This is a genomic window from Pseudomonas sp. LBUM1664, assembly GCF_059695895.1.
Genome location: NZ_CP166791.1, coordinates 1240907 through 1263420, shown reverse-complemented (window position 1 = coordinate 1263420; position 22514 = coordinate 1240907). Strand labels below are relative to the sequence as shown.

At 56.3% G+C, this 22514-nt stretch carries 17 protein-coding genes; 10 read left to right on the top strand and 7 right to left on the bottom strand.

The genetic code is table 11. From position 1 onward, the window contains the following. Nucleotides 1–13: 13 nt before the first annotated feature. The 5 genes from ACA047_RS05940 (at nucleotide 14) to ACA047_RS05920 (ending at nucleotide 5944) form a co-directional block, all read left to right on the top strand. The gene (locus tag ACA047_RS05940) at nucleotides 14–616 is read left to right on the top strand and encodes a nitroreductase family protein (protein ID WP_497357536.1); all 603 of its coding nucleotides are present in this window, start codon (nucleotides 14–16) and stop codon (nucleotides 614–616) included. Then, entirely contained in the window at nucleotides 613–1218 is a 606-nt protein-coding gene (locus tag ACA047_RS05935; RefSeq protein ID WP_497357534.1) for an NADPH-dependent FMN reductase, read from the top strand. The genes ACA047_RS05940 and ACA047_RS05935 overlap by 4 nt, the downstream gene beginning before the upstream one ends. A 281-nt stretch (nucleotides 1219–1499) precedes the next feature. After that, nucleotides 1500–2936, top strand: coding sequence for an MFS transporter (locus ACA047_RS05930; RefSeq protein WP_497357532.1), 1437 nt, complete (start codon nucleotides 1500–1502; stop codon nucleotides 2934–2936). A gap of 63 nt (nucleotides 2937–2999) precedes the next feature. Further along, complete coding sequence (locus ACA047_RS05925) at nucleotides 3000–4415, top strand: FCD domain-containing protein (RefSeq protein ID WP_497357530.1); 1416 nt, start codon at nucleotides 3000–3002, stop codon at nucleotides 4413–4415. Next, the gene (locus ACA047_RS05920; protein WP_497357528.1) at nucleotides 4412–5944 is read left to right on the top strand and encodes a DHA2 family efflux MFS transporter permease subunit; all 1533 of its coding nucleotides are present in this window, start codon (nucleotides 4412–4414) and stop codon (nucleotides 5942–5944) included. Before ACA047_RS05925 ends, ACA047_RS05920 begins: the two co-directional genes overlap by 4 nt. Before the next feature lie 108 nt (nucleotides 5945–6052). On the opposite strand, the gene ribB is transcribed toward ACA047_RS05920, so the two are convergent. The 4 genes from ribB to ACA047_RS05900 form a co-directional block, all read right to left on the bottom strand. Further along, on the bottom strand, nucleotides 6053–7195 hold the full coding sequence (gene ribB, locus ACA047_RS05915) for a 3,4-dihydroxy-2-butanone-4-phosphate synthase (RefSeq protein ID WP_497357526.1): 1143 nt from the start codon (nucleotides 7193–7195) through the stop codon (nucleotides 6053–6055). Between the two features lie 118 nt (nucleotides 7196–7313). Further along, nucleotides 7314–8813, bottom strand: coding sequence for a carbohydrate porin (locus ACA047_RS05910; RefSeq protein WP_497357524.1), 1500 nt, complete (start codon nucleotides 8811–8813; stop codon nucleotides 7314–7316). A 330-nt stretch (nucleotides 8814–9143) separates the two neighbouring features. Beyond that, nucleotides 9144–10649 (bottom strand): carbohydrate porin, encoded by a 1506-nt coding sequence (locus ACA047_RS05905; protein ID WP_497357522.1) that lies wholly within the window; start codon nucleotides 10647–10649, stop codon nucleotides 9144–9146. Nucleotides 10650–11013: 364 nt separating this feature from the next. After that, nucleotides 11014–12480: a carbohydrate porin gene (locus ACA047_RS05900; protein ID WP_497360238.1), complete on the bottom strand. Its 1467-nt coding sequence runs from the start codon at nucleotides 12478–12480 to the stop codon at nucleotides 11014–11016. A 524-nt stretch (nucleotides 12481–13004) separates the two neighbouring features. Here ACA047_RS05900 and ACA047_RS05895 point away from each other — a divergent pair. The 4 genes from ACA047_RS05895 to ACA047_RS05880 are packed head-to-tail and all read left to right on the top strand — an operon-like array spanning nucleotide 13005 to nucleotide 17267. After that, nucleotides 13005–13940, top strand: coding sequence for a VOC family protein (locus tag ACA047_RS05895; protein WP_497357520.1), 936 nt, complete (start codon nucleotides 13005–13007; stop codon nucleotides 13938–13940). Between the two features lie 36 nt (nucleotides 13941–13976). Next, nucleotides 13977–14903, top strand: coding sequence for a fumarylacetoacetate hydrolase family protein (locus ACA047_RS05890; protein ID WP_497357518.1), 927 nt, complete (start codon nucleotides 13977–13979; stop codon nucleotides 14901–14903). Then, nucleotides 14903–16357 carry an aldehyde dehydrogenase gene (locus tag ACA047_RS05885; protein ID WP_497357516.1) on the top strand — a complete coding sequence of 485 codons (1455 nt, stop codon included), beginning with the start codon at nucleotides 14903–14905 and terminating at the stop codon, nucleotides 16355–16357. Before ACA047_RS05890 ends, ACA047_RS05885 begins: the two co-directional genes overlap by 1 nt. A 25-nt stretch (nucleotides 16358–16382) precedes the next feature. Next, nucleotides 16383–17267: an acetoacetate decarboxylase family protein gene (locus tag ACA047_RS05880; protein WP_497357514.1), complete on the top strand. Its 885-nt coding sequence runs from the start codon at nucleotides 16383–16385 to the stop codon at nucleotides 17265–17267. Between the two features lie 687 nt (nucleotides 17268–17954). On the opposite strand, the gene ACA047_RS05875 is transcribed toward ACA047_RS05880, so the two are convergent. From ACA047_RS05875 to ACA047_RS05865, 3 genes are all read right to left on the bottom strand, one after another. Next, complete coding sequence (locus ACA047_RS05875) at nucleotides 17955–19325, bottom strand: MFS transporter (protein ID WP_497357512.1); 1371 nt, start codon at nucleotides 19323–19325, stop codon at nucleotides 17955–17957. A gap of 285 nt (nucleotides 19326–19610) precedes the next feature. Further along, nucleotides 19611–20135 carry a nuclear transport factor 2 family protein gene (locus ACA047_RS05870; RefSeq protein WP_497357510.1) on the bottom strand — a complete coding sequence of 175 codons (525 nt, stop codon included), beginning with the start codon at nucleotides 20133–20135 and terminating at the stop codon, nucleotides 19611–19613. Between the two features lie 4 nt (nucleotides 20136–20139). Then, nucleotides 20140–21438 carry an acyl-CoA dehydrogenase family protein gene (locus tag ACA047_RS05865; protein WP_497357508.1) on the bottom strand — a complete coding sequence of 433 codons (1299 nt, stop codon included), beginning with the start codon at nucleotides 21436–21438 and terminating at the stop codon, nucleotides 20140–20142. Between the two features lie 407 nt (nucleotides 21439–21845). Between ACA047_RS05865 and ACA047_RS05860 the strand changes: the two genes are divergently transcribed. Beyond that, a complete protein-coding gene (locus ACA047_RS05860) occupies nucleotides 21846–22487 on the top strand; it encodes a TetR/AcrR family transcriptional regulator (protein ID WP_497357506.1) in 642 nt (213 codons plus the stop codon). Nucleotides 22488–22514: the final 27 nt, after the last annotated feature.

The window sequence follows — 22514 nt, the reverse complement described above, 5'->3', positions numbered from 1 at the left end:
GAGAAAACCCCATATGTCCAGTTCTTCCAACACTCGTACCTCGGCTTACCCCATCGATCCGATCTTTCTGGAGCGCTGGTCCCCACGTGCCTTTGATCGGGACGCTGTCATTTCCGACCAGGACCTGATGACCATCTTCGAAGCGGCGCATTGGGCACCGTCCTCTTTCAACTCGCAACCTTGGCGTTTCATCTATGCCCGTAAGGACACGCCACAATGGGCACGTCTGTTCGACCTTCTCGTGCCCATGAACCAAGGTTGGGCCTCCGGAGCCTCGGCGCTGGTCGTGCTGGTGTCCGCCAATACCGCGCAGATGCCAGGCGCCCCGGGACCAATGCCTTCCTACAGCCATTCGCTTGATGCCGGCGCAGCCTGGGCCTATCTCGCCTTGCAGGCAACGCGGCTTGGTTGGTACGCCCATGCGATGGCCGGCTTCGATGTCGAGCGCACCTACGAAGCGCTCGATGTGCCCAAGACCTTCCGGGTCGAAACAGTGATCGCCATCGGCAAGTTGGGCGATAAGAGCCAGTTGCCCCCACCCCTGCAGGAACGCGAGCAGCCAAACAGTCGGCTGCCGGTTGAGGAATTGGTTATGGAGGGAGGTTTCCGGTCATGAAAATGTCTTCGGACAAGCCCTTCATCGTCGGGATCGGCGGTACGAGCTCTAAAGGCTCGTCCACCGAACAGGCACTGATCCTTGCCCTCTCGGCCGCAGAAGCGGCGGGTGGCAGGACCCAACTCTTCGACGGCGAGGCGCTTCTGGCGCTCCCGCACTATGGCAGCGGCGCACTCAACAGCGGCGCAAAGGCACTGATCGAGGCTGTTCGCGCAGCGGATGGTCTCATCATCGCCAGCCCCGGATATCACGGCAGCATCTCGGGTCTCGTCAAGAACGCCATCGACTATTTCGAGGAAACGTCCAAGGACGAGAGGGTTTATCTGGATGGGCTGCCAATCGGGTTGATCGCTACCGCCTATGGCTGGCAAGCGACCGGCGGGACCCTCGGCGCGCTGCGCTCGATTGTCCACGCGCTGCGCGGCTGGCCGACGCCCATGGGGGCCGCAATCAACTCAAGCGGGAAAATCTTCGTCAACGGTGTCTGCCAGGACGAGGCGGCAACCAACCAGCTCAATTTGGTTGGCCGTCAGGTCGTCGAATTCGCAGGCCGGTCGGCACATTACACCGCACCGCTAAAGCCACTCAGAAACGTTAACTAGGAGAGGATTTCCTTCCCACGCAGGAACGGAGATCAACACAGATCTCCTTCACCAAATTCATGAATGTCTCGGGACAATCGACGGTTTCAAGCGTGCCCAGGGCTCTTCGACCGTGAGCCCTGGCAATCCGATCCAACGCTTGCTCCGCGACATCCATGTGCTGGCCGCCATGCCTTGCGAAGGCGGTAAAACCGACCACTGTCATACGAAAGGAACCACGACGCGCAGTCAAGCAAATGAACAGAAAGCTACCTCAACAAAAATAACAATAGGAGACGACCTTGGAACAGACTGCGGACCCATCCACTTTTCGCGGCCACCCTGCGCCCAAGGCGACGTGGCAGGCTTATCTTCACGATCTGCGACGAGCACCTGGCCGGGCGAAAGCCGCGCTCCTGGGCTGTGTCATCATGATGACACTCGGTCCCGTCGGCCTCTCGGCGATGCTGCCTTTCATCACGGCCTCATTCGCGGCTCATACAGCAAGGCCTATGTCGGAGGCGATTCTGCTGTTTGTGGCCATTCCACTTTTAATCACCCCCTTAGTCCTCCCGATCACAGGCGGCTGGGTGGACCGCTGGGGAGTAAGGCGGGTCGTCATCCCTGCAGCTATCTTGTACGCCGCGATGACCGCGCTGATACCGCTCAGCAGTACGCTCCCCTGGCTTTTCGGCACCGTCATCGTACTGACGACGATGTTCGGTTGCATGGCCAGCCTCGCGGTGGTCTTCAAGGTGGTCACGGGATGGTTCCCGCGTCATCGCGGTCTCGGCTTGGCCCTGATTGGCACAGTATCGAGCCTGGTGAGCGCCCTGCTCTCCCCTGTGTATCAATGGGTCATTGACGGCGACCAGTCAGGGTTCACTGGCCTCGGCTGGGATGGCACCTACTATGCCGTCGCCGCCGTGATCGCGATTCTCGCGATTCCGGCTGCGCTGTTCCTTTTCTCCGAACCTCCTTACACATTCACCGAGTCGGCCTTTCCCAAGCCCCCAACCGAAACCAACCTTAAAGAGGTTCCCGGTATCGCGCTACGAAAGGCACTTCGGACCCGCACGTGGATCTTCATCGTTGTGGCCTTGGCTCTGGCCGCCGCCGGCCCCATGGCGGTACGTCAGAATGCGGTCGGTTTTTTCGCTGAGCGCGGTTTCGATGCGGCGACCGTCGCGGTGTCGCAATCCGTGCTCTTCATCGCCTCGATCATCGGCTCGCTCTTCGGCGGCCTGACCCTGGACCGTGCGCATAGACCATGGGTCGTGGCCCCATTACTGGCGATCGTGCCCATCGGCCTGGTCCTTTGCTACACCAATCACGGCAACGTTCCCTTACTGTTCGTGGCCACCGCTTGTCTGGGCTTCACAACCGGAGCGGAGTCGTCCATGGGGCCGTTCCTTATCGCACGCTACTTCGGCCTGAAGTGCTTTGCCCAACTCCAGGGACTCACCCTGGGGATCGCCACGCTTTCGCTCGGCCTCGCGCCGTTCCTGGTGAGCGCGATGCAAACCGCCACAGGCAGCTATGCCGCTCCATTCATCGTGTTGACCTCGCTCACCGGATTGGCCGCACTTCTGGCGTTTTTCCTTCCGCAATATCCCGCCGAATGGACCGGCCCTGTCGAACACCCGCTGCCGAACCAGCACGGTTCACGCGTCCTGCAAAAACGGAGCAAGCCCCTGAATAGTCTGCAGCGATCACCCAAGAGGATGGAAAAGGTATAGGCACTTTGCCAGCGCTCGATCGAGCGTCAGCGTAACCAAACAATAAAAACAAGTGGAGACGTCATGAACTTTCCTGGTCTTAGGACTGAAGTCCGACGCGACTTCAGTGAACGCATTGTCAGTCCGAACAACAGATCGCATCAATTGGCGCATGAAATCGTGGCCGCGATGGAAGAAGATTTCTCCGCTCGCGGCTGGCCGGAAGGTCATCTGATCGGCTCGGTTTCAGACCTGCGGCAGCGCTTCGGGATGGGACGCAAAGTCTGCCAAGAGGTCATGGCCATCATGCAGGCACGCCGACTCATCGATGTCCGGCGAGGTGTCGGCGGGGGCCTGTATGTCTCACGTCCGGGATTGAACGACACAGTACAAGCGCTCATTCTGCATCTCGTCCTCAGCCGCACATCTCCGCGCGCCCTTCGTGATACGCGCGTCATTGTTTGTCAGCTTGCCATCCGGTCACTCGTCAGGCGCAACACGCCCTTTGTCCATCAGGACGCACCGCCCATTGGCGGCAAGGAGCTGGGAGCAAACTTTTACCGCCATTTAGCCCAGGCCTGCGGCGACCCGGCGATCGCTTTCCTGATGGACCTTCTGGAAGAGTTACAGCAGCGCTTCGTTGCCGCCGATCCTCAAAAAGCTGAGATCCACACAGAGCTGCTGGATAACGCCCTCATCGAGGCCATACGCTCAGGCGACGCGGAAACAGCGTGCTGCCTGATCCGGGATCGTATACACACCCTCGACCTGGTTGGGGTGAACCGACCGATGGATCAGGTCAGCTTTGAGCACGCAACGACCTTCCTCGCCATGAAAAACTCTTCCGGCCGATTAGCGGGATTGATCGTCGAGGAAATTCTGACCCATGCGGCCACTGTGTCGTTCAAGCTCGGGTCTGAGTGGGATATCGGCGCTCGCTACGGTTTCACCGGCGAGATCGTGCGCCCGGCCTTACGGATACTCGAGGATCTGGGCATCGTTGCATGCTGCCGCGGACGCAACGGCGGCGTGGTCAGCACGCAGCCCAGGACCGGAGCGGTGGTACGCCTGATCAGTTCCGGTATCGCCAGTTGCGGCATCTCTCTGGAGCAAAACTTCGATTTGTCGACCCGGCTCGTAATAGAAGGGGCCCGCGTAGCCGCCGAGCGCAACAGCAAGGGGGCGGCCTCGTCCTCGAACAAAGATCTGCCTTCACAGAAAATCGCCAAATTGACCGATCTCATCGACATCGATAACACGCTGTTCGAAATGATGGGCAACCCAATCCTCATCATTCTTGTGCGAAGCCTGGCACTGCAATCCATGCCCAGTAAGAAGTTGGCCGGGATTGCTTATTTCGCGGGCAAGGTACCCACGGCGATGCACACATGTAGTTTTGAGCTTTCACAGGCGATCCAAATGGGTGATGCGATGGCTGCGGTCAACGCGGCCACGCGCAAAAGTGAATTAATGAAACGCGAAATAATGGGGGCTTCGTGAGCATCGTCGATCTATCTTCTGCCAAGTCAGATTCTGAATTACCCGACAAACTGGATCCGCATCTACTACGCCTTGCCGCCGTGGTGGTTCTGGGTGCCTTTATGTCGATCCTCGACACGACAGTCGTTAACGTTGCGATCCAAGGGCTGACTAAAACCTTCGAGGCTCCGCTGGAAACCACTCAGTGGATCTCGACCGGCTATATGCTGGCCCTCACCGCGATCATCCCCCTCGCCGGATGGGCGGCCGACCGCTTCGGTACCAAGCGCCTGTATCTGACATCGATCCTGCTGTTTCTAATCGGATCCGCCTTGTCAGGCGCCGCCTGGTCGATGTCATCGCTGATCGTATTCCGCGTGCTGCAAGGACTCGGTGGCGGCATGATCTTGCCCACCGGCATGACGCTCTTGAGCCTCGCTGCCGGTCCACAGCGAATGGGGCGCCTGATGGGAATCGTAGGACTGCCCATCGTACTGGGCCCGATCCTGGGTCCGACCTTGGGCGGATGGCTGGTGGACGACGTTTCCTGGCGCTGGATTTTTTTCATCAATCTGCCCGTCGGCGCGATTGCATTGTATGCAGCCTACCGTGTGCTTGACCCCGACGAATCCAAACCCCACCACACCCTGGACTGGACCGGCTTTTTGCTCCTTTCCCCGGGGCTAGGGATCTTCATTTATGGTCTTACGCAAATCACGGTAGTGGGCAACTTCAACTCACTTACAGCTGATGGCTGTGCGCTCGTTGGCCTTGCAATGATCATCGGGTTCACCCTGCACGCCCTACGGAGCGACGATGCGCTGATCGATATCCGGCTGTTTGGCCGTCGGATCGTTGGCCCCGTCGCCGTCATTAACTTTCTGCTGAGCGCATCCGCTTTCGGCATGTCCCTTTTGTTTCCTTTATATTTTCAAATAGTGCGGGGTTACTCGGCCTTCGACACCGGGCTTCTAGTCATAGTGGAGGGGCTAGGGGCCGTGGTAGCAATGCCGCTCTCGGGTTATCTGGTCGACAAAATCGGCGCCGGAAAAGTTGTTTTGTTTGGCATCGTATGCACTGCATTGTCTGTTCTGTTCCTGAGCATGATCGAAAGTACATCGCCACTCTGGATCATTGAAGTGATGTTGTTCATTGTCGGGTTTGGCAAAGGCTCAACGATGATGCCTGCGACAAGCGCGGCGCTCAGTACATTGCGAAAACATGAGATCGCTCGTGCCACCAGTGGGCTCAACGTCATACAGCGTGCCGGTGGCGCACTCGGCACTGCGCTGCTTGCTGTTATCGTGACACGCGGGATATCGGCCAACAGCGATGACAGCTTGCACTCCGGTGTCACTTCGACCTTGCAGCAAAATCTCTCGCTCGGGCTCGAACAAGTATTTAGCCACGCGTTTCTTTGGGCGCTCGGATTCATCGTGTTGTCGGGTTTCGCTGCCATGTTCTTGTTGCGCAAAACTGCGCTCGAAAGCAATGGGGGTACGATCTCTGCCGACTCAGACAGCGAGGGGAAATCCCGGGCGAGCACTTAGCCATACTCTTGCTAAGTGCCCAGGAGCGGATATAAATAGGTGGACATCATCGCCCTAAGCGATGGCGCCAGGAAGGCACGCTTTCCGGGCGCTTACTCCACTGGAGTCTTACTGCGCAGCAATATCGATAGGACGCTCGTCGAGAACCGTTAGCCCGTACCCGGAGACGGCAACCAGACTGTGTCGATGGTTAGATAGCAGGATCACTTGCTGAACCCCAAGCTCAGCAAGCACCATGGCACCAGTGCCATAGTCGCGAAGCTCCCTGACTTCCGCGTCCCGATCGTCTTGGCCGCGAAACTGAACGGTTGCAGTAAATGCATCGGATCGTGGCTTGTTGATGATCACCACAATACCTGCCCCTTCTTCAGCGATCATTTCCATAGCCCGGGCAAGATAGGATGATTGCTCACAGACTTCACCGAACGCATCGGCAAAGATAGAGAGCGCATGCATTCGCACCAGCACCGGCCGGGTGGGGTCGATAATTCCCTTGACCAAGGCAATTTGCTCGCTCTTGCTGGCCTTATTCCAAAAGGCATAGGCCAACCATTCCCCTCCCCATTTGCTCTTGAATGTCGTGGTGGCCTTGCGCTCGAGCAAATGGTCATGGCGCAACCGATAGGCGATAAGGTCCCGGATCGTGCCGATCTTCATATCGTGCCGTTTTGCGAAAACGATCAGGTCGTCCATACGAGCCATCGTGCCATCGTCCTTCATGATCTCGCAGATCACACCCGAAGGATTCAGCCCGGCAAGACGCGACACATCCACGGACGCTTCGGTGTGACCGGCTCGAGTCAGCACGCCACCATCGCGGGCACGCAGGGGGAAAACATGCCCTGGGGTGGTGATATCTGCCGGACCGTTGGCAGCACCAATGGCGACGGAGATCGTACGCGCCCGGTCGCTCGCCGAGATTCCGGTGCTGACGTCTTCGCGCGCCTCTATTGATACGGTGAAAGCGGTTTCATGGCGTGTTCCATTGGAACGACTCATCGGTTCGAGTTTGAGTTGCTCGATCCGTTCTTCCGTCATCGCAAGGCAAATCAGACCTCTGCCATGGGTCGCCATAAAATTGACCGCATCGGGCGTAGCCATCTGGGCAGGGATGACAAGATCACCCTCGTTTTCCCGATCTTCATCATCGACCAGGATGAACATACGACCATTGCGCGCTTCGTTGATGATCTCCTGAGGCGAAGAAATGTAGGAGCGCGATTGAGCAGGCTGATTTGTATTTTCTTGCATTGTAGATTCTCCGTCGGCAATCCCCTGTGGAGGATGTTTGCCTGAAGTTCGGTGACATCGGAAACAAAAAAATGCTGCTCACCGGTTATGACCGGGGAACAGCGTATTTTTCATGCATTTAGAATGAAATCATTAGCTTTTCATTGAGGATCAGTGCCGCTGGAAGCTCGTCATTCGCTACTGTTCCTGGGTTAGTGACGTAAGAGGCGCTCGACATGAAATAGATGCCCGGACTCACGCGATAAGAGTATGCAATGGCTCCTTGAGTGGAAACTCTCGACGTGTTCTGAGCGCCTGCCGCTGCTACAACGTCCTGCAACTCTGGACTCTCCCAAGTTTTACTGAACCCAACCGAGGCCATATCGAATGGTCGGCTATCAAACGGCCCCACATAAAACAGATTAATCGCGAAATCCTTAGTAAAAATATTGCGATCCGATGGCGCAGCATCGACTTTAAAATCGAGATTCAGCCCGCCAGGGTTAGTGGCATTTTTGGTAAGCTGCACCGTAATACCAGCATAAGCTGCGTAGTTGTCGTCCGCGATTGACCCGTCGTATTTTTCATAGTCGGTGGTATTGTAGATGACGCCGGCCCTGGCCCAGACGGGCAAGCCACCATCGGCTGTCAATCCGGTTCTATAACCCGCTTCGTTGATATATATCGGCCCTGTGTCGTCGGTACCCCACCTCAAACCGGTAGGGTTTTCGTCCAACTCGACGATGGCACCGGAAGAGCTGATACTTCGCGCGACGGCGGAGTGAAGATAAAAATTCTTCGTCCATGGATCTCTGAATTTAATCTCTACCGTCGGTGTGGGTGTGTACACGCTCATACCCACCAGCGCTGGGATTGAGCTCTGCAAACCTTGCGTGGTAGATCCAGCGTTCCCAGTAAGGTTCATACCCACAAAATCTTGAATCGTCAGCAAATAGCCGGCTTTGAGCTCAACCTTGTTATCAAACAAGGGGACATCCACGCCCAACGTGGTCACCGCCGGGTCCATATCCGGCACCTCACCCTGCCCACCGCTGGAAGACATTTGAGAAATGATGCCGGTAAACTGAGAGCCTAATGGAAATCCGTTGCGGCCCAAATCATAGGTGATATAGACCGTGGTGATTTCATAGGCGCTAAGATTTTGCCCTGCATATTTTTGACTATTACGACTACTCGTACCCTGTCTATTCTTAGCATCGTAATCTATGACGGGAGAAAACGAACCGCGTATGCCCCAACCCGCGTCAGACAGCCCATCTCGAAGTCCGAATAAGGTTGGAGAAACACTATCGCACGTCGATGGCAAATAGATCGTGCTCATGATACGGGTGTTATATTGATCGTATTTTTGACAATCAGCACTGAGCGGCGCAAGTGCAACTCCCACAACGGCGGCCGGTGGAGGTGGCGTCTGCGTGCCCTCCTCTGTTTCTGCCACTGCCATGCATTCGGATGCCCCAAGGAAAGCAAATAGAGATGCCTGCGAAATCACCTTAAACGTAAATGGCGACCGTATGACTGCAAGGCAATTCTGGACCACCGTCTTCCTCATACTATTGATTTCGACCACAGTATTCTCCTTATTATTATTTGTGTCGTAATGAATACGAGCACTCATAATCCGCTCTGTGCCCGTAAAAAATAGGTGCATCTTTCACAAATAAGGCACATCAGATGGCTCTTGTCCGTGGGCGGCAAGAAAAGACTCGTTACTTCAAGCTGACGGGCCCGGTCAGGTCCAATGTTGTTCCGTGGAATGCACGCTTGCAGGCACGATACGTCCCCCTTCCGGCCGAGAGAGAACGCCTCGCGGCTTGATTGTAAATTCGCCGTCGCAAGCCATCGCCGCTGCCATCAACACGCGATGCGTCTGCATCGGATCGCGGTTCTTTTTCGATGAATGCTGCTCACTGGTTGTAACCGGCGAGCAGCCTGTTTTTTCATGTATTCAGAATGTAAAGATCACCTTTTGAGTGAGGATCAGCGCCGTTGGAAGCTCATCTTCTGCCACCGTCCCCGGGTTAGAGACTAAAGAGGCGGATGAGATCCAATATATACCGGGACTGACGCGAAAGGAGTACGCAATTGCCTTTTCAATGGAAATTGTCGACGTATCCCGAGCGCCACCTAATGCTACAGCATCTTGCAACTCGGGACTTTCCCAGACTTTACTGTAGCCCACCGAAACCATATCGAATGGCCGACTCTCAAAGGGCCCAACATAAAACAGATTAATCGCATAATCCTTATAGAAAATATTGCGATCCGATGGCGCGATATCAAACTTCATATCGAGGCTCAGCCCTCCCGGATTACTGGCATTTTTTGTGAGCTGCATTGTAAGGCCCGCATAAGCTGCGTAGTTATTGTCCGACATGGTCCCGTCATATTTCGAATAGTCGGTTGTATTGTAGATTGCGCCAGCCCTGGCCCAGACCGGCAGCCTACCTGGTCCAGGTTCGGTTTTATAACCAAATTCGTTGATCACCATCGGTCCTGTATTTTTTGTGTGCAACTTGAAACCGGTAGGGTTTTCGTCCATTTCTGCGAGGGCACCGTCAGGACTGGTACTACGCGATACACCAAAGCGGTTATAAAAGTTCTTCGTCCATGGATCTCTGACGGTAATTTCCGCCGTCGGTGTTGGCGTGTATACGCTCATACCCACCAGTGCTGGAATTGAACTCTGCAAACCTTGGGTGGTGGATCCGGCGTTTCCAGTAAGACTCATCCCTACAAAATCTTGAGTCGTTAGAAGAGTCCCCCCCTTGAGTTCAAGCGTATTATCAAACAAGGGAACAGTGATGCCAGCCGAGACCAACGTAGGGTCCATAGCGGGCGGCTCCCCCTGTCCACCGGTTGAAAAAATCTGGGTAACGGCGCCGCCAAACTGAGAACCCAATGGAAAACCGACTCGGCTCAAATCATAGCTAAAATAAACAGTGGTAAGTGCCGCAGCGCTCCAAACTTGCCCGGCGTACTTTTGCGTTGTCGAAGAACTGTACCTATTTTTAATGTCGTAATCCGTGGTGGGCATAATCGTACCTCGCAATCCCCAACCAGCATTTGCAAGCGAATCGCGAAAACCAAATAAACCTGGGGTAAAGCTATCGCACACCGAGGGCAAATAGGCCGTAGTCATCATGCGGGTATTATATTTATCGTATTTTCGACATTCCGCATCACCCAACGCAGCCCCCTCCAAAGCGGGGGCCACCGGAAATAGCATTGATTGCGCCACGGAAACTTCTGACGTCTGTACACCCCCTGTTTGTGCCTCCGCCATGCATTCGGATGCCCCAAGGAAAGTAAACGGAGAAGCCAGCAAAATTACCTTAAACGTAAACGGCCACCGTGTTGCTGCAAGACAATTCTGGACCACTGCCTTCCTATTGATTTTGATCACAGCGCTCTCCTTATTATTATTTGCTTCGTAATGAATACGAGCGCTCATAATCCGCTTTATGCCCGCAAAAAATAGGTGCATCTTTCACCTAATGCATTTCCGACGGCTCTTGTCCGTGGGCGGCATGAAGGAAGGTTCGTTGCTTCAAATGGCGAGGCAGTCAGGTCCCAAACGTTAATCAACGCAATTACGCTGCGTGAATGCAGGCATTACATGCGCCCCGCGGCCCCTTGCAGGCACGACACGCGCGCCCCTCTGGCCGAGAGAGGTCTCCTCAAGACTTGTTTGAACATTCGACGTCGCGGGCCATCGTCGCTTCCATCAGCGCGCGATACTCCCGCATTGGATCGTGTTTTTTCGATGAAGGCTGCTCGCCGGTCATGACCGGCGAACAGCCTGTTTTTTCATACAATCAGAAGTTAAACATTAGCGCCGCATTGACAATCACAGCCGCGGGCATCTCCTCTTCCGACACCGTTCCTGGGTTGGTGACGTAAGAGGCGGTCGAGATGAAATAGATACCCTGGTGCAGTCGATAAGCGTACGAAAGTGCTACTTGGCTGGTCTGTCTTGACGTGTCATGAACCCCAGTCGCTGCTACAGCGTCCTGCAACTCAGGACTCTCCCAGGATTTACTGTACCCCACCGAAACCATATCGAATGGTCGACTCTCAAACGGGGCTACATAAAACAGGTTAATCGCTACGTCCTTGGTATAGATATTGCGATCCGATGGCGCACTATCGACTTTCAAATCGAGGTTCAACCCTCCAGGGTTAGTGGCATTTTTGGTGAGCTGCACCGTAAGGCCAGCATACGTTGCATAGTTATCGTCCGACATTGTACCGTCGAATTTTGAATAGTCGGTTGTATTGTAGATGAAGCCGGCCCTGGCCCAGACAGGCAAGTCACCATCTGGTGTCATTGCGGTTTTGTAGCCAACTTCATTTATATACATCGGCCCTGTATCTTTGGTGCCCCACTTCAAACCAGTAGGGTTCCGGTCCAACTCCACGAGGGCACCTTCAGAACTGGTACTGTTCGTCATCCCGGAGTGAAGATAGAAATTCTTCGTCCATGGGTCTCTGATTGTAATCTCCGCGGTCGGCGTTGGTGTAAATACACTCATCCCCACTAACGCTGGAATTGAACTCTGCACGCCTTGTGAGACGGTTCCGGCGTTCCCTGTAAGGTTACTTCCGACAAAGTCCTGACTCACCAAAAAGTAGCCGGCTTTAAGCTCCAGTGCGTTATCAAGCAACGGCACCGTGACGCCCAAAATGGCTACTGTCGGGTTCATATCAGCCGGTTCGCCCTGCCCACCGGAGGAGTTAACTTGCGTAAGACTGCCGGTAAACTGGGAACCCAACGGAAATCCGTTTCGGCCCAAATCATAGGTGACATAAATGTTGCTGATTGTATAAGCGCTAAGATTTTGTCCGGTATATTTCTGCGGCGTAGAAGAGCTGTATCTGTTTTTAACGTCATAATCTACGGCGGCACTCACCCTGCCCCGTATACCCCAACCCGCGTCAGTAAGCGCGTCTCGAGTACCAAACAAGGTTGGCGAAATGGTATCGCAGGTTGTCGGTAAATAAATCGTGCTCATAATACGGGTGTTAGTTTGATCGTACTTTAAGCAATCAGAATTGACCGGCGGAAGCGTCGCCCCCTCCAAAGGCGGAGGGCTGACGATTTGTGTTGATTCTACCGCGGGCGCTACTGGCGTCTGTATACCCCCCTGTGTTTGCGCCTGCGCCATGCATTCGGATGCTCCCAGAACGGTGAACACAGTCACCAGCAAATTGACCTTAAGCGTTGACCGCGACCCTGTTGCTGCAAAGCAATTCTGGACCGCTGACCCCTTTTTTTCGTTCATTTGGACCACAGGTTTCTCCTTATTATTATTTGAGCAATGCACATTATTATTTGCTTGAGTAATGCACACTATTGCTTGAGTAATGCACACTATTGTTTGGGCAATGCATTATTGCTTGAATAATGCACATTTAAATAATGGCGAGTACCGCGCCCCTTCATAATCCGCTCTATGTTTCCGAAAAATAGGTGCAACTAATCACGACATTCGTCTCAGACGATTTATTCCTCATGAACTATAATTTTATTATAAAAAGGAGAGACTCTTTACTTCGCTCCGGCTGAGATAACGTCGAGAGAGCGACACTGTCGTGCAAGCCATTGATTTCGCTGCTGCCCGCGCTTGTTTTCCGATCCCGTTGTTTACGGAAAAACGCGCTTTCGCCAGCAGTATTGATACACCTATATCCCATCGATATTTCGATGCCTAATCGCTATTGGCGACCAGCAGAGTCATGGGATTCAGTTGCAGCCAGCCAGGTGAGACCTGGCGTGCTAGCTGTAACGTGTAACGAAAGGAGGTGAGTGTTGATTACCGTTAAAGACATTTCATTTGTGCGCTACCAGGTCACCGATCTGGAGTCCATGGAACAGTTTTTGGTCGACTTTGGCCTGCATCAGGTTGTGCGCACCGAGCGCGCCCTGTACATGCGGGCCGCTGGCGCCGAGCATCATTCGCACATCAGTGAACTCGGCGACAAGAACGCTCCCGTAGGCTTCGGCCTGAAGGCGCAGTCGCTCGCCGATCTGGAGCGACTCGCCGCGCACCTGAATCTGAGCGTCGAGGACAACCCCGAGCCCGGTGGAGGCAAGCGTGTGCGCTTCATCGATCCTGCGGGATTCGTGGTGGACGTGATTCATGGCCAGGCGCGCCATGCCCCCTTGCCGGCGCGCGAGCCATTGGCGATGAATCCGGCGGTGCAGCGCCAGCGCTTCGGCCAGAAAGTGCGCGTCGCATGCAGGCCGAGTTCGGTCATGCGCCTGGGACACGTTGCGGTGCTCGTGCCGAACTTTCAGGAAATGCTCGCGTTCTATCGCGACGTGCTCGGCTTCCGCATCTCGGACACCTACTGGGCCGGCGTTCAGCAGAACACGATCGCCGCATTTCTGCACTGCGGCCTCGGCGAGCAGTGGACTGATCATCACACGATCGCAATGGTGGCTGCGCAAGACGGCGTGGCGCGTTTCGACCATTGCGCGTTCGAGGTACTGGATCTGGACGACCTGTTCCAGGGCGGCGAATACCTCAAGGCACGCAACTACAAACATTCATGGGGTGTCGGCCGCCATGTTCAAGGCAGCCAGATCTTCGATTACTGGCGTGATCCATTCGGCAACAAGATCGAGCACTGGACCGACGGCGACCTGGTCAATGACGGCATGCCCGTGGGCCACGCTGAAATCTCCAACGACGAAATGAGCCAGTGGGCTCCGCCGTTGTTACCGGAATTCTATGAGTGACCGTATTGCCGGTTATTTTCTTCAGGAGACACATTCATGAAGCTTGCACGCTATACCCACGGCAATACCACCCACGCCGGTATCACGACCATCGGCGTTGTTGTTGACGAGCGCGTCGTACCGCTCTCGGCGCTCGATCCGGCGGCGCCTGATACGATTCGCGAAGTGCTTGCCAAAGGAGCGACCTACATCGAGTGGCTTTCGCAGCGACTAGAAGGCATGAGCAGCGGAGTGCCGCTCGCCGAAGTTCGTCTCGAGGCGCCGATCCCCGATCCACAGAAGTACCTCGCCATTGGCATGAACTATCACGATCACGCTGAAGAGGCGGAGCGGGCCGGCATCGCGATACCGAAGAATCAGCTGTGGTTCAACAAGCAGGTCAGCTGCATCACCGGGCCGTACGATCCGATCTACAAGCCCAGCGTCTCGGACAAAATGGACTACGAAGCCGAGCTGGGCGTCGTGATCGGACGGCGCTGCCGCCATGTGTCCATCGAAGAGGCCGCAAGCGTGGTTGGCGGCTATTTCGTCGTCAACGACGTGACCGCGCGCGACTGGCAGTTCAAGAGCCAGACCTACACGCTCGGCAAGTCCTTCGACAGTCACGGGCCGATCGGTCCCTGGATCACGACCGCCGATGAGATTGCCGATCCCCACGCCTTGCAGATGAACCTGTGGGTCAATGGCGAACCGCGCCAGAGCACCAGCACCGGCGGCATGATCTACAACATCTGGGAGCAGATCCACGAGCTCTCGCAAGTAATGACACTGGAGCCGGGTGACCTGATCGCAACGGGCACCTGCGCGAACGTTGGCATTGCGCTGGGCAAATTCCTGCAGCCCGGAGACGTTGTGCGCGTGGAGATCGAGCGTCTCGGCTACATCGAGAACACCGTCGCCGACGAACCGGTTGGAGTCACGCTTAGCGATACGCACCTCGCTTCCGCGCAAAGGACCCGATGATGTTTGAAGTCAAATTGCTGATAGACGGAAAGGCATCGCCTGCCTCGTCCGGTATCACGTTCGAGCGACGCAATCCGCTTTCCGAGCAAGTGGTTTCGCGCGCCTCTGCGGCGACGGTGCAGGATGCCCGCGCCGCGGTCGATGCCGCGGCACGGGCCTTTGTCACATGGTCGCAGACGGGACCCGGCGTACGTCGCCAGCTGCTTCTAAAGGCTGCCGATGCGGTTGAAGCGCGAGTGTCGCGGTTCATCGAAGCGATGGCTGCGGAAACCGGCGCGAGCGTCTCGTGGGGTGGTTTCAACGTCCAACTAGCGGCAGCGATACTGCGTGAAGCAGCCGCGTTGACGACCCAGGTCAGCGGCGAGGTGATTCCTTCGGACCAACCGGGCAGCCTCGCGCTGGCCGTGCGACAACCGGCTGGCGTCGTGCTCGGCATGGCGCCGTGGAACGCCCCGGTCATTCTCGGCATGCGCGCAGTCGCCCTGCCACTCGCCTGCGGCAATACGGTGGTGCTCAAGGGATCGGAGCTCTGCCCGCGCACCCACGGCCTGATCGTGGAGGCGCTGAACGAAGCAGGCTTCCCCCCCGGCGTGGTGAATTTCGTGATCAATGCGCCGGCAGATGCCGCGGCAGTGGTGGAAACGATGATTGCGCACCCCGCCGTGCGACGCGTGAACTTCACGGGCTCGACGCGCGTGGGCCGCCTTATCGCCACCACCTGTGCTCAGCACCTCAAGCCCGCGGTACTGGAATTGGGTGGCAAGGCGCCGCTCATCATACTCGACGACGCCAATCTCGACGCCGCCGTGGACGGCGCGGTCTTTGGAGCGTTTGCCAACTCCGGCCAGGTTTGCATGTCGACCGAGCGCATCATCGTCGACGCGCACATTGCCGATGATTTCGTTCTGCGCCTCGCGGACCGGGCCCGGGCATTGCCCCTTGGCGACCCGCGCGGCGAGGATCCGGTGGTGCTTGGCTCTGTGATTGATATGAGCACTGTCGAACGCTGCAATGCCATGATCGACGATGCACTGGAGAAGGGCGCAACGCTGCTGTGCGGCGGCAAAACGAGCACTACGCTGATGCCTGCCACCTTGCTGGACCATGTGACAGCAGACATGCGGATTTACCATGAGGAAGCCTTTGGGCCGGTGAAGCCGATTGTGCGTGTCAACGGTGTCGAGCAAGCAATCGCCTGCGCCAACGACAACGAATACGGGTTATCTGCCGCCGTGTTCGGCGGCGACATTGCGCGTGCACTGGAAGTGGCCAAGCGCATCGAATCGGGCATCTGCCATATCAACGGCCCGACGGTGCATGACGAGGCCCAGATGCCGTTCGGCGGCGTCAAGGGCAGTGGTTACGGCCGTTTCGGCGGTCGCGCGGGCATCCATGAGTTCACCGATCTGCGCTGGCTGACACTGCAGACAACACCGCGCCACTACCCATTCTGAAACCGATAAAAACAGGAGACGTCCCATGACGTTCGAATTCAAGCCTGGCGTGCGCTATCGCATGCCTGCAGTGTTCGGGCCCGCACCAGGCCCGCGCCAGAAACCCGACGGCACGCTTTGGAGCCTGGAAGAGACTGGCACGATGAACGCCCAGTGGATGACCGTGAGCTACCGCACCGAGCGATCGAGCGTGGAACGCATCCTGCCCCCCGGCTTCGCCCTGCGCGGCGAGCCAGAGGTTCATGTTTCGCTAGCCTATTTCCACAATCTTTGGTGGTTGGCCGGTCGGGGCTACGGCATTCTCAACGTGGAAATACCGGTCGTTTACACCGGTGCCACGGAAACGATCGAAGGCGCGTTCTGTCCGGTCCTGTTTGAGGGCATTCCAGATGCGATCATGACGGGCCGTGAGGAGTTAGGCTTTCCTAAGTTGTTTGCCGATATCCCGCTGCTAGACATCGATCACGGCGCGGGTACGGCTAGCGGCGCAGCCTCGTGGTTTGGCTTCAAGTTCTTCGACATCGAATTGAACGGCCTTACCGAAACCTCCGGCGACAAGCGCCTTCCCGGCCCCGGCGGCGCAACGCTGTTTTATAAATACATGCCGCGCACCGGTCCTTTGGGCAGCGGCGGCTGCGATATCGCCTATGCAACCACTTCGCAACCTTTGCCGGGCGCGACGGGCGATACCTCGCCAATCAAGTTCACCGACGCGAACTTCCGCAAGTGGAAGGGAACGGGCGGCTCAGTGAAGTGGAATCGCGCAACGTTCGAACAGTTGCCAACCACCTCCCATGTGATCAACGGCTTGGCGGATCTTGAAATCCTCGAATACCTTGGCGCAGAGATGATCGAATTTTCCGGACCAGGTATCGGTGTCAGCGCCAATGTGATTAGGCCCGTGGAATAGGCTGTGGTCTGAGCTTACGCATATCGATGATTGGATTGCTGTTCATGGAAAAGCCCGCTTTTGCGGCAATGCTCTTCACTTAAGGCTTGAATCGTTGTGGCAGGGAGCTTGCTCCCGTTCGGGGCTGCGTAGCAGCCCCTTTTTTTTGAGTGCTTCGCACTGGAGCGCCAGCCCGGTCACCCGCCCGGTCAAACGGGAGCAAGCCCCCTCGCTACGCATTCGTTGCACTTGCTCAATGAACAACATGGCGCTTTGCGCAATGCTGTTCACTTAAGCGGTGACCGGAGGTTTCTTGATCTTCCGTTCCGAGGCATAGGTATCTATCTTTTCCGGGCGGGATTTCAGGAGTGATGTGTCTATCCATTTCTGCGACAACGGCGGCTGGCGGTTCCGCTCTTACAGCGGGTTACTCTTGGAAGAGCCGGAATGCCGGACCAGCTAAAAGCGCTTTGGTTACTTTCGCGCTTTTCGAAAGTGACCCGCCGTAAGGGCGGAACCTTAAGTCGCCGTTACCGCGAAAATGGATATGTACCCCAACCCAGCTCCAACTCAGCCCAGAAAAAAACGGCGACTTCCCTCCAGGAAAAAGCGCCGTTTTCCTTAAGTGAATAGCATTGGGCGCTTTGTGGCGAGGGAGCAAACTCCCTCGCCACAATGGCTCATCATTCACGCATGAATACGGGTTGTTTACTTTGCGTATATGTCAACGGGGACTGGCCACTCCGGCGGGTAATCCGGTAGGAGCGCCGCCAGCATCACCGCGATCATCATAAGCCCAGTCAGGACTGCAAACGGGATGAAGTAACTTCCGACCTCTAGCGCTACTGCACTGGTAATGAAAGGCGTCAGGCCAAAAGACAGCGAACAGATTGCCAGCGTTAAACCCTGAAGTTGTGCAAAGGCTTTGGGTCCGAAATAGCGAGCGACCAGGTAGGGACCAAGTGCTGACTCCGCGCCGGTGGCAAACCCCAGTGCGCCCATTGCCACATACAACAAAGGCACCGAGCCTTGATTGACGTAAGCGATGGCCACACCGATCGGAACCATCGCGAGCAAGGGCGCGATGATCCAGGGCCGACGACTGCGATCGAGGACCGTGCCACCGATAAACAGACCCAATATCGAAGCCATGAATAGAATGGATTGCGAAAGTGCGATGTCGCCTAAATCAAAGCCACGTTGCTGGAAGAAATCAACGGAGTTTTGTCGGACGGTCATCGGACCCGCCGCCGTGATCGCCAGAAAGAATGTGATCGATAGCCAGGTCCTTGTTTTGATGGCGGCCCTGAGGGGTATGCCGGGCGCATCATTCTTACGCAGTGACGGTACGGGCATGGGAAGGAGCTTGTCAGGCGATCGGCCGGTGGGCTCTGAGATAAGAAAGAGCCCTGAGGGAATGCCCAGCCCAGCGATTAAGCCGGCCATTACGAAGTAGGCCCCGCTCCAACCGATGCCACCGAGTTGGCCGAGAGCAGAAACCAATCCGTCGCTCCCCGCGCTCCCATATATCAACCATTGGAACAATGGCGAAAATACTGCCCCGGTAAAACTTGAAAGGATGCCAATCAGCGCAAATCCGATCCCCCGATGCTCTGGAAACCAGCCGGTTATGACTTTGAAGACCACGGCGAGGCTGCACATGAAACCAAACATCGCCGCCAGGATGATCATAGGCGCCAGAAACCACAGCGTTTCGCCGACGAGGGGGATCAGCGCCGTGGTTGCCGCGTATAGAATCACAGCCGGAATCGTGACGGCTCTCGCCCCCCAGCGGTCCACCCATGCGCCTGCAATCGGCAGGATGAGCGGACCGAGCAACAGCGGCATCGCAACGAAAATCAGAATCGCTTCAGATTGTGCTCGATGTGTCGCTGCCGAAAAGGCAGCAGTCACGAAGGGGGTAATTGCCGAAAAACCTGCAGGGCTAATGACCATCAAGATCAGGGATCCCACCAAAGCCATACGGGCTTGTCTGGGTGCCCCAACCAGGTCCGCAAAATAGGCCCGCAATGTTTTTTTTTGAAACGCAGAAGTAGAAGAAATCTGTGCCTGTCCCATGGAACGTTGTTCCTTTTTTATTGGTTTTTATTAGTTTTATTAATACACGCCTTCAATTGCACGAGAGACTGATGAATCCGATGCAGGAAACGCATCGTTACTTCTGGTTCGTTACGGGTTCGCAAACAGCTATTGCGGGCCCCACCGACGGGTAGCGACATTACGGCGTCGACCTATATTGAGTTCACCGCCCTGCTCTTCACCCTATTCTCAGATGTTGCAGCAGGGTCAGGCAGACTATCGCCAGGTCTGACCGTAAATGTCGCGTTAGGCCGCCGACTTCGCTTAGGCCGACGGTTTCGGAATCATGGGCGCCATCATTTTCTGGAAGGCACTCCAGTGCTCAACGAGCTTTCCACCCCGTACCCGAAAGACGGTGAGGATGTACCAGTCGTAGGTCTGCCCTGGCGCAACGGGGTCTGGCATCGGATGCCTAAACATTACATACCCCAGTTCCCCTTCGACGGTCACATTCACCACCGGAGGGGCCGTGCCTCTATCCAGAGGTACCTTTCGGAAATGTTCAATCAGATTGTCCCGCCCATTGCCGAGAGCATTGGGATCATGTTGGATATACTCGTCGCCGATGTATTTCGTCATGATTGCGGCGACATCTTCCTCGACCGTCTTGGCGCGAACCATCTTGGCAAGATCAACTTGGAAATCAATGAGCAGGCGTTTTGTCGCGGCGACTTGCGGGGATGGCGATGCCGACACTGCCGCCAGATAATCTTCCCTGTCCAACCAGGTTTCATAGAGCTTGGGGTCGTGGATCTGTGCGATGCCGTCAATAATGGTGAAATCACTCATGTCCTTACTGCCCCTTTTCTTCAGTATTGGAACGTTCCGGCACCGCGCCGGCGAACATGGGGAACGGTTTGAGACCCAACAGCCGCCGTCCATTGACCTCGGCTTGCGGATCCAGTCGGACGGCGCCGTGCGAACTCAGGACGCGAACGTCGCGGACGAAGCGCTGGATTGGGTTGCTCAGCGACACGGTCGATGAACCGATTGTCTTTTGCAGCAGGTTGATGGCGTCTTCGCAAAGGCTGGCAACGTAAGCGAGGTTCAAGCTGATTTCCGAGTCTTCCTCATGCGTAAAGTCGAGGCCTGCTGCTGTCCTGGCATCAACCTGATCGGCATAGCCCTCGATCACGGCCGCGGAGACGTTGATCATGGCGAGTGCCTTGCCGGCAGCGACTTGCGCCGACGCCATGTCTGCGATTGTCGGATAGGGAAGTGTAAAAGGCTGGCGTTTCTTGGCCTGCTCCACGAAGCAGCTGAGTGCACCGCGGGCCATGCCGAGGGCAATCGACATGTCGCACAAGGAAACAGTCGTGAGCATGGCGAGCCCGCGCTGCTGATAAGCGGTGCCCTGATAACGGGTGTGCAGATGCTGAAAGCGCACAGGGTATTCGGACAGGTCGAGGAAGCGATGATCGGGCACGAATACTTCTTCGGCGATGGCCAGGCTATTGCTGGCGCTGCCCGCCAATCCCATGACATGCCAGTCGTCGATGATTTCATACTTCGAACGATCGACGACGACGACGCCACGCCCGGTGCCGCCTGCGGTCTTCGGATCGTACGTGATCCCCAACATCGCCCACCTGGCGTGCTTGCATCCGCTGCCGAACGCCCAGCGGCCTTTCACCATCCAGCCGCCGTCGACCTTGCGACCATCGCCGACTTTTGTTGCGAAAACGGATGCGCCAACGACGGTCGGGCCGACCCAGTCTCGCGTATCTTCAAGAACTTCGTTGACAACCTCGGCATCGAGAGCCAGCAGGTTTTTCACCCCTACCGCGACGAAGCCAGCCCATCCGGCTGATCCGTCTGCTTCGCCCAGCACCGAAATAATCTCGACCAGATCCCGCGTTCCCAGCGCGTAGCCGCCACAGTCAGTGGGCATAGCCATCTTGTAGATGCCGATAGCTTCGAGCGCATTGAGAACATCCGGCGTCAGCGCACCAATCTTCTCGCCTTCGCGCGCCTGCTCCCGAATAAGAGGAATAAGTGCCCTGGCCTTATCCCGGATCTCGCGGCCCAAAGCGGTCAACCATTGCGACTCGACCGGCCCTGCTGGAGGAGGCGGAGGCATACCACCAGGCATTGGAGGCATTCCTGGAGGCGGCATACCACCGGGCATTGGAGGCATTCCTGAGGGTGGCATCCCGGAGACATTCGGCCCACCGGGAATAGGTGGCATACCGGGAATAGGCGACAAATTGCTAGACATCTGTGAGCTCCTCTTATTTTTTTTGACCAAGAACTTCAGCCAGCCCTAGACTGTACTGTACAGTACAGTTGTGTCAATTGCTTTTTGCCGAAGCTAAGGAGATTGCGTTTCTCTGAAGGGCGCCCATGGGACTAAGCTTTTGATTCGCCCTTGCTTATAAGCTATAAGGCCGGTGACGGTCGGCGCTCTCTGTGAGCGCCTTCCCAATGCGACATTCATGTAGGACCTGAATAATGCCCCACCCGCCAATCCAGACTTCCAGATCAAAACGAGAGCTGATCATGGCCGCTGCCGTCGATCTCCTTTTGGCCAACGGGTACGAGCGAACGTCCATGGACGCAGTGGCCGCCAAGGCCGGCGTTTCAAAAACGACGGTCTATGCGCACTTCTCGGATAAGCTCGAGCTATTCCACGCCGTCATGGCAGAGGCCGCTTCAAACTTCGCGCTCGACCTGGGCAGCGTGGTCGAAAGCCGATCGGTAGCCGACCCGCAAGAGCAACTCATCATTGCGTTGATCGAAGTGGTCAAGGCTGCATCGGCCCCTCAGTTGACCGCCTATTTCCGTGTCCTCATTGCCGAGCTTGATAGACGCAGCGAGTTGCAGGCCATTTCTGAGCAGATTCAGTCGGGAATGCCGGACGTGATCCGGATCTTGGCGTCTCTCATCGTCGAGGTGGCCAATACCCGCGGTTATCGTGTCGAAGACCCAGAGCGATATGCCGCACTGCTGATCCGACTGACAGCGCCGGGCACCCAATTCGATACCCTGGTCTCGAACTTCCGCCCGCAGGACGAACTGTTGGCGGCGCATGTCAGGCTCATCGTAAGCATCTTCTTCGATGGGATAGGGCCGAAGGACAGCGCCGAGAAAGTCGCAGCACTGCCCTATACCTACATCTATCCGATCGGCCCTAACCTCTAGGCCATCGACTCGTAAAAGCTTCAATGC

What these genes read in the sequence shown, in the direction of transcription:
- ACA047_RS05875 (WP_497357512.1), bottom strand. Translation starts at nt 19,325, where the DNA reads ATGGGACAGGCACAGATTTCTTCTACTTCTGCGTTTCAAAAAAAAACA.
- ACA047_RS05865 (WP_497357508.1), bottom strand. Translation starts at nt 21,438, where the DNA reads ATGCCTGGTGGTATGCCTCCGCCTCCTCCAGCAGGGCCGGTCGAGTCG.
- ACA047_RS05860 (WP_497357506.1), top strand. Translation starts at nt 21,846, where the DNA reads ATGGCCGCTGCCGTCGATCTCCTTTTGGCCAACGGGTACGAGCGAACG.
- ACA047_RS05885 (WP_497357516.1), top strand. Translation starts at nt 14,903, where the DNA reads ATGTTTGAAGTCAAATTGCTGATAGACGGAAAGGCATCGCCTGCCTCG.
- ACA047_RS05935 (WP_497357534.1), top strand. Translation starts at nt 613, where the DNA reads ATGAAAATGTCTTCGGACAAGCCCTTCATCGTCGGGATCGGCGGTACG.
- ACA047_RS05910 (WP_497357524.1), bottom strand. Translation starts at nt 8,813, where the DNA reads ATGAGTGCTCGTATTCATTACGACACAAATAATAATAAGGAGAATACT.
- ACA047_RS05890 (WP_497357518.1), top strand. Translation starts at nt 13,977, where the DNA reads ATGAAGCTTGCACGCTATACCCACGGCAATACCACCCACGCCGGTATC.
- ACA047_RS05940 (WP_497357536.1), top strand. Translation starts at nt 14, where the DNA reads ATGTCCAGTTCTTCCAACACTCGTACCTCGGCTTACCCCATCGATCCG.
- ACA047_RS05900 (WP_497360238.1), bottom strand. Translation starts at nt 12,480, where the DNA reads ATGAACGAAAAAAAGGGGTCAGCGGTCCAGAATTGCTTTGCAGCAACA.
- ACA047_RS05880 (WP_497357514.1), top strand. Translation starts at nt 16,383, where the DNA reads ATGACGTTCGAATTCAAGCCTGGCGTGCGCTATCGCATGCCTGCAGTG.
- ACA047_RS05925 (WP_497357530.1), top strand. Translation starts at nt 3,000, where the DNA reads ATGAACTTTCCTGGTCTTAGGACTGAAGTCCGACGCGACTTCAGTGAA.
- ACA047_RS05905 (WP_497357522.1), bottom strand. Translation starts at nt 10,649, where the DNA reads ATGAGCGCTCGTATTCATTACGAAGCAAATAATAATAAGGAGAGCGCT.
- ACA047_RS05870 (WP_497357510.1), bottom strand. Translation starts at nt 20,135, where the DNA reads ATGAGTGATTTCACCATTATTGACGGCATCGCACAGATCCACGACCCC.
- ribB (WP_497357526.1), bottom strand. Translation starts at nt 7,195, where the DNA reads ATGCAAGAAAATACAAATCAGCCTGCTCAATCGCGCTCCTACATTTCT.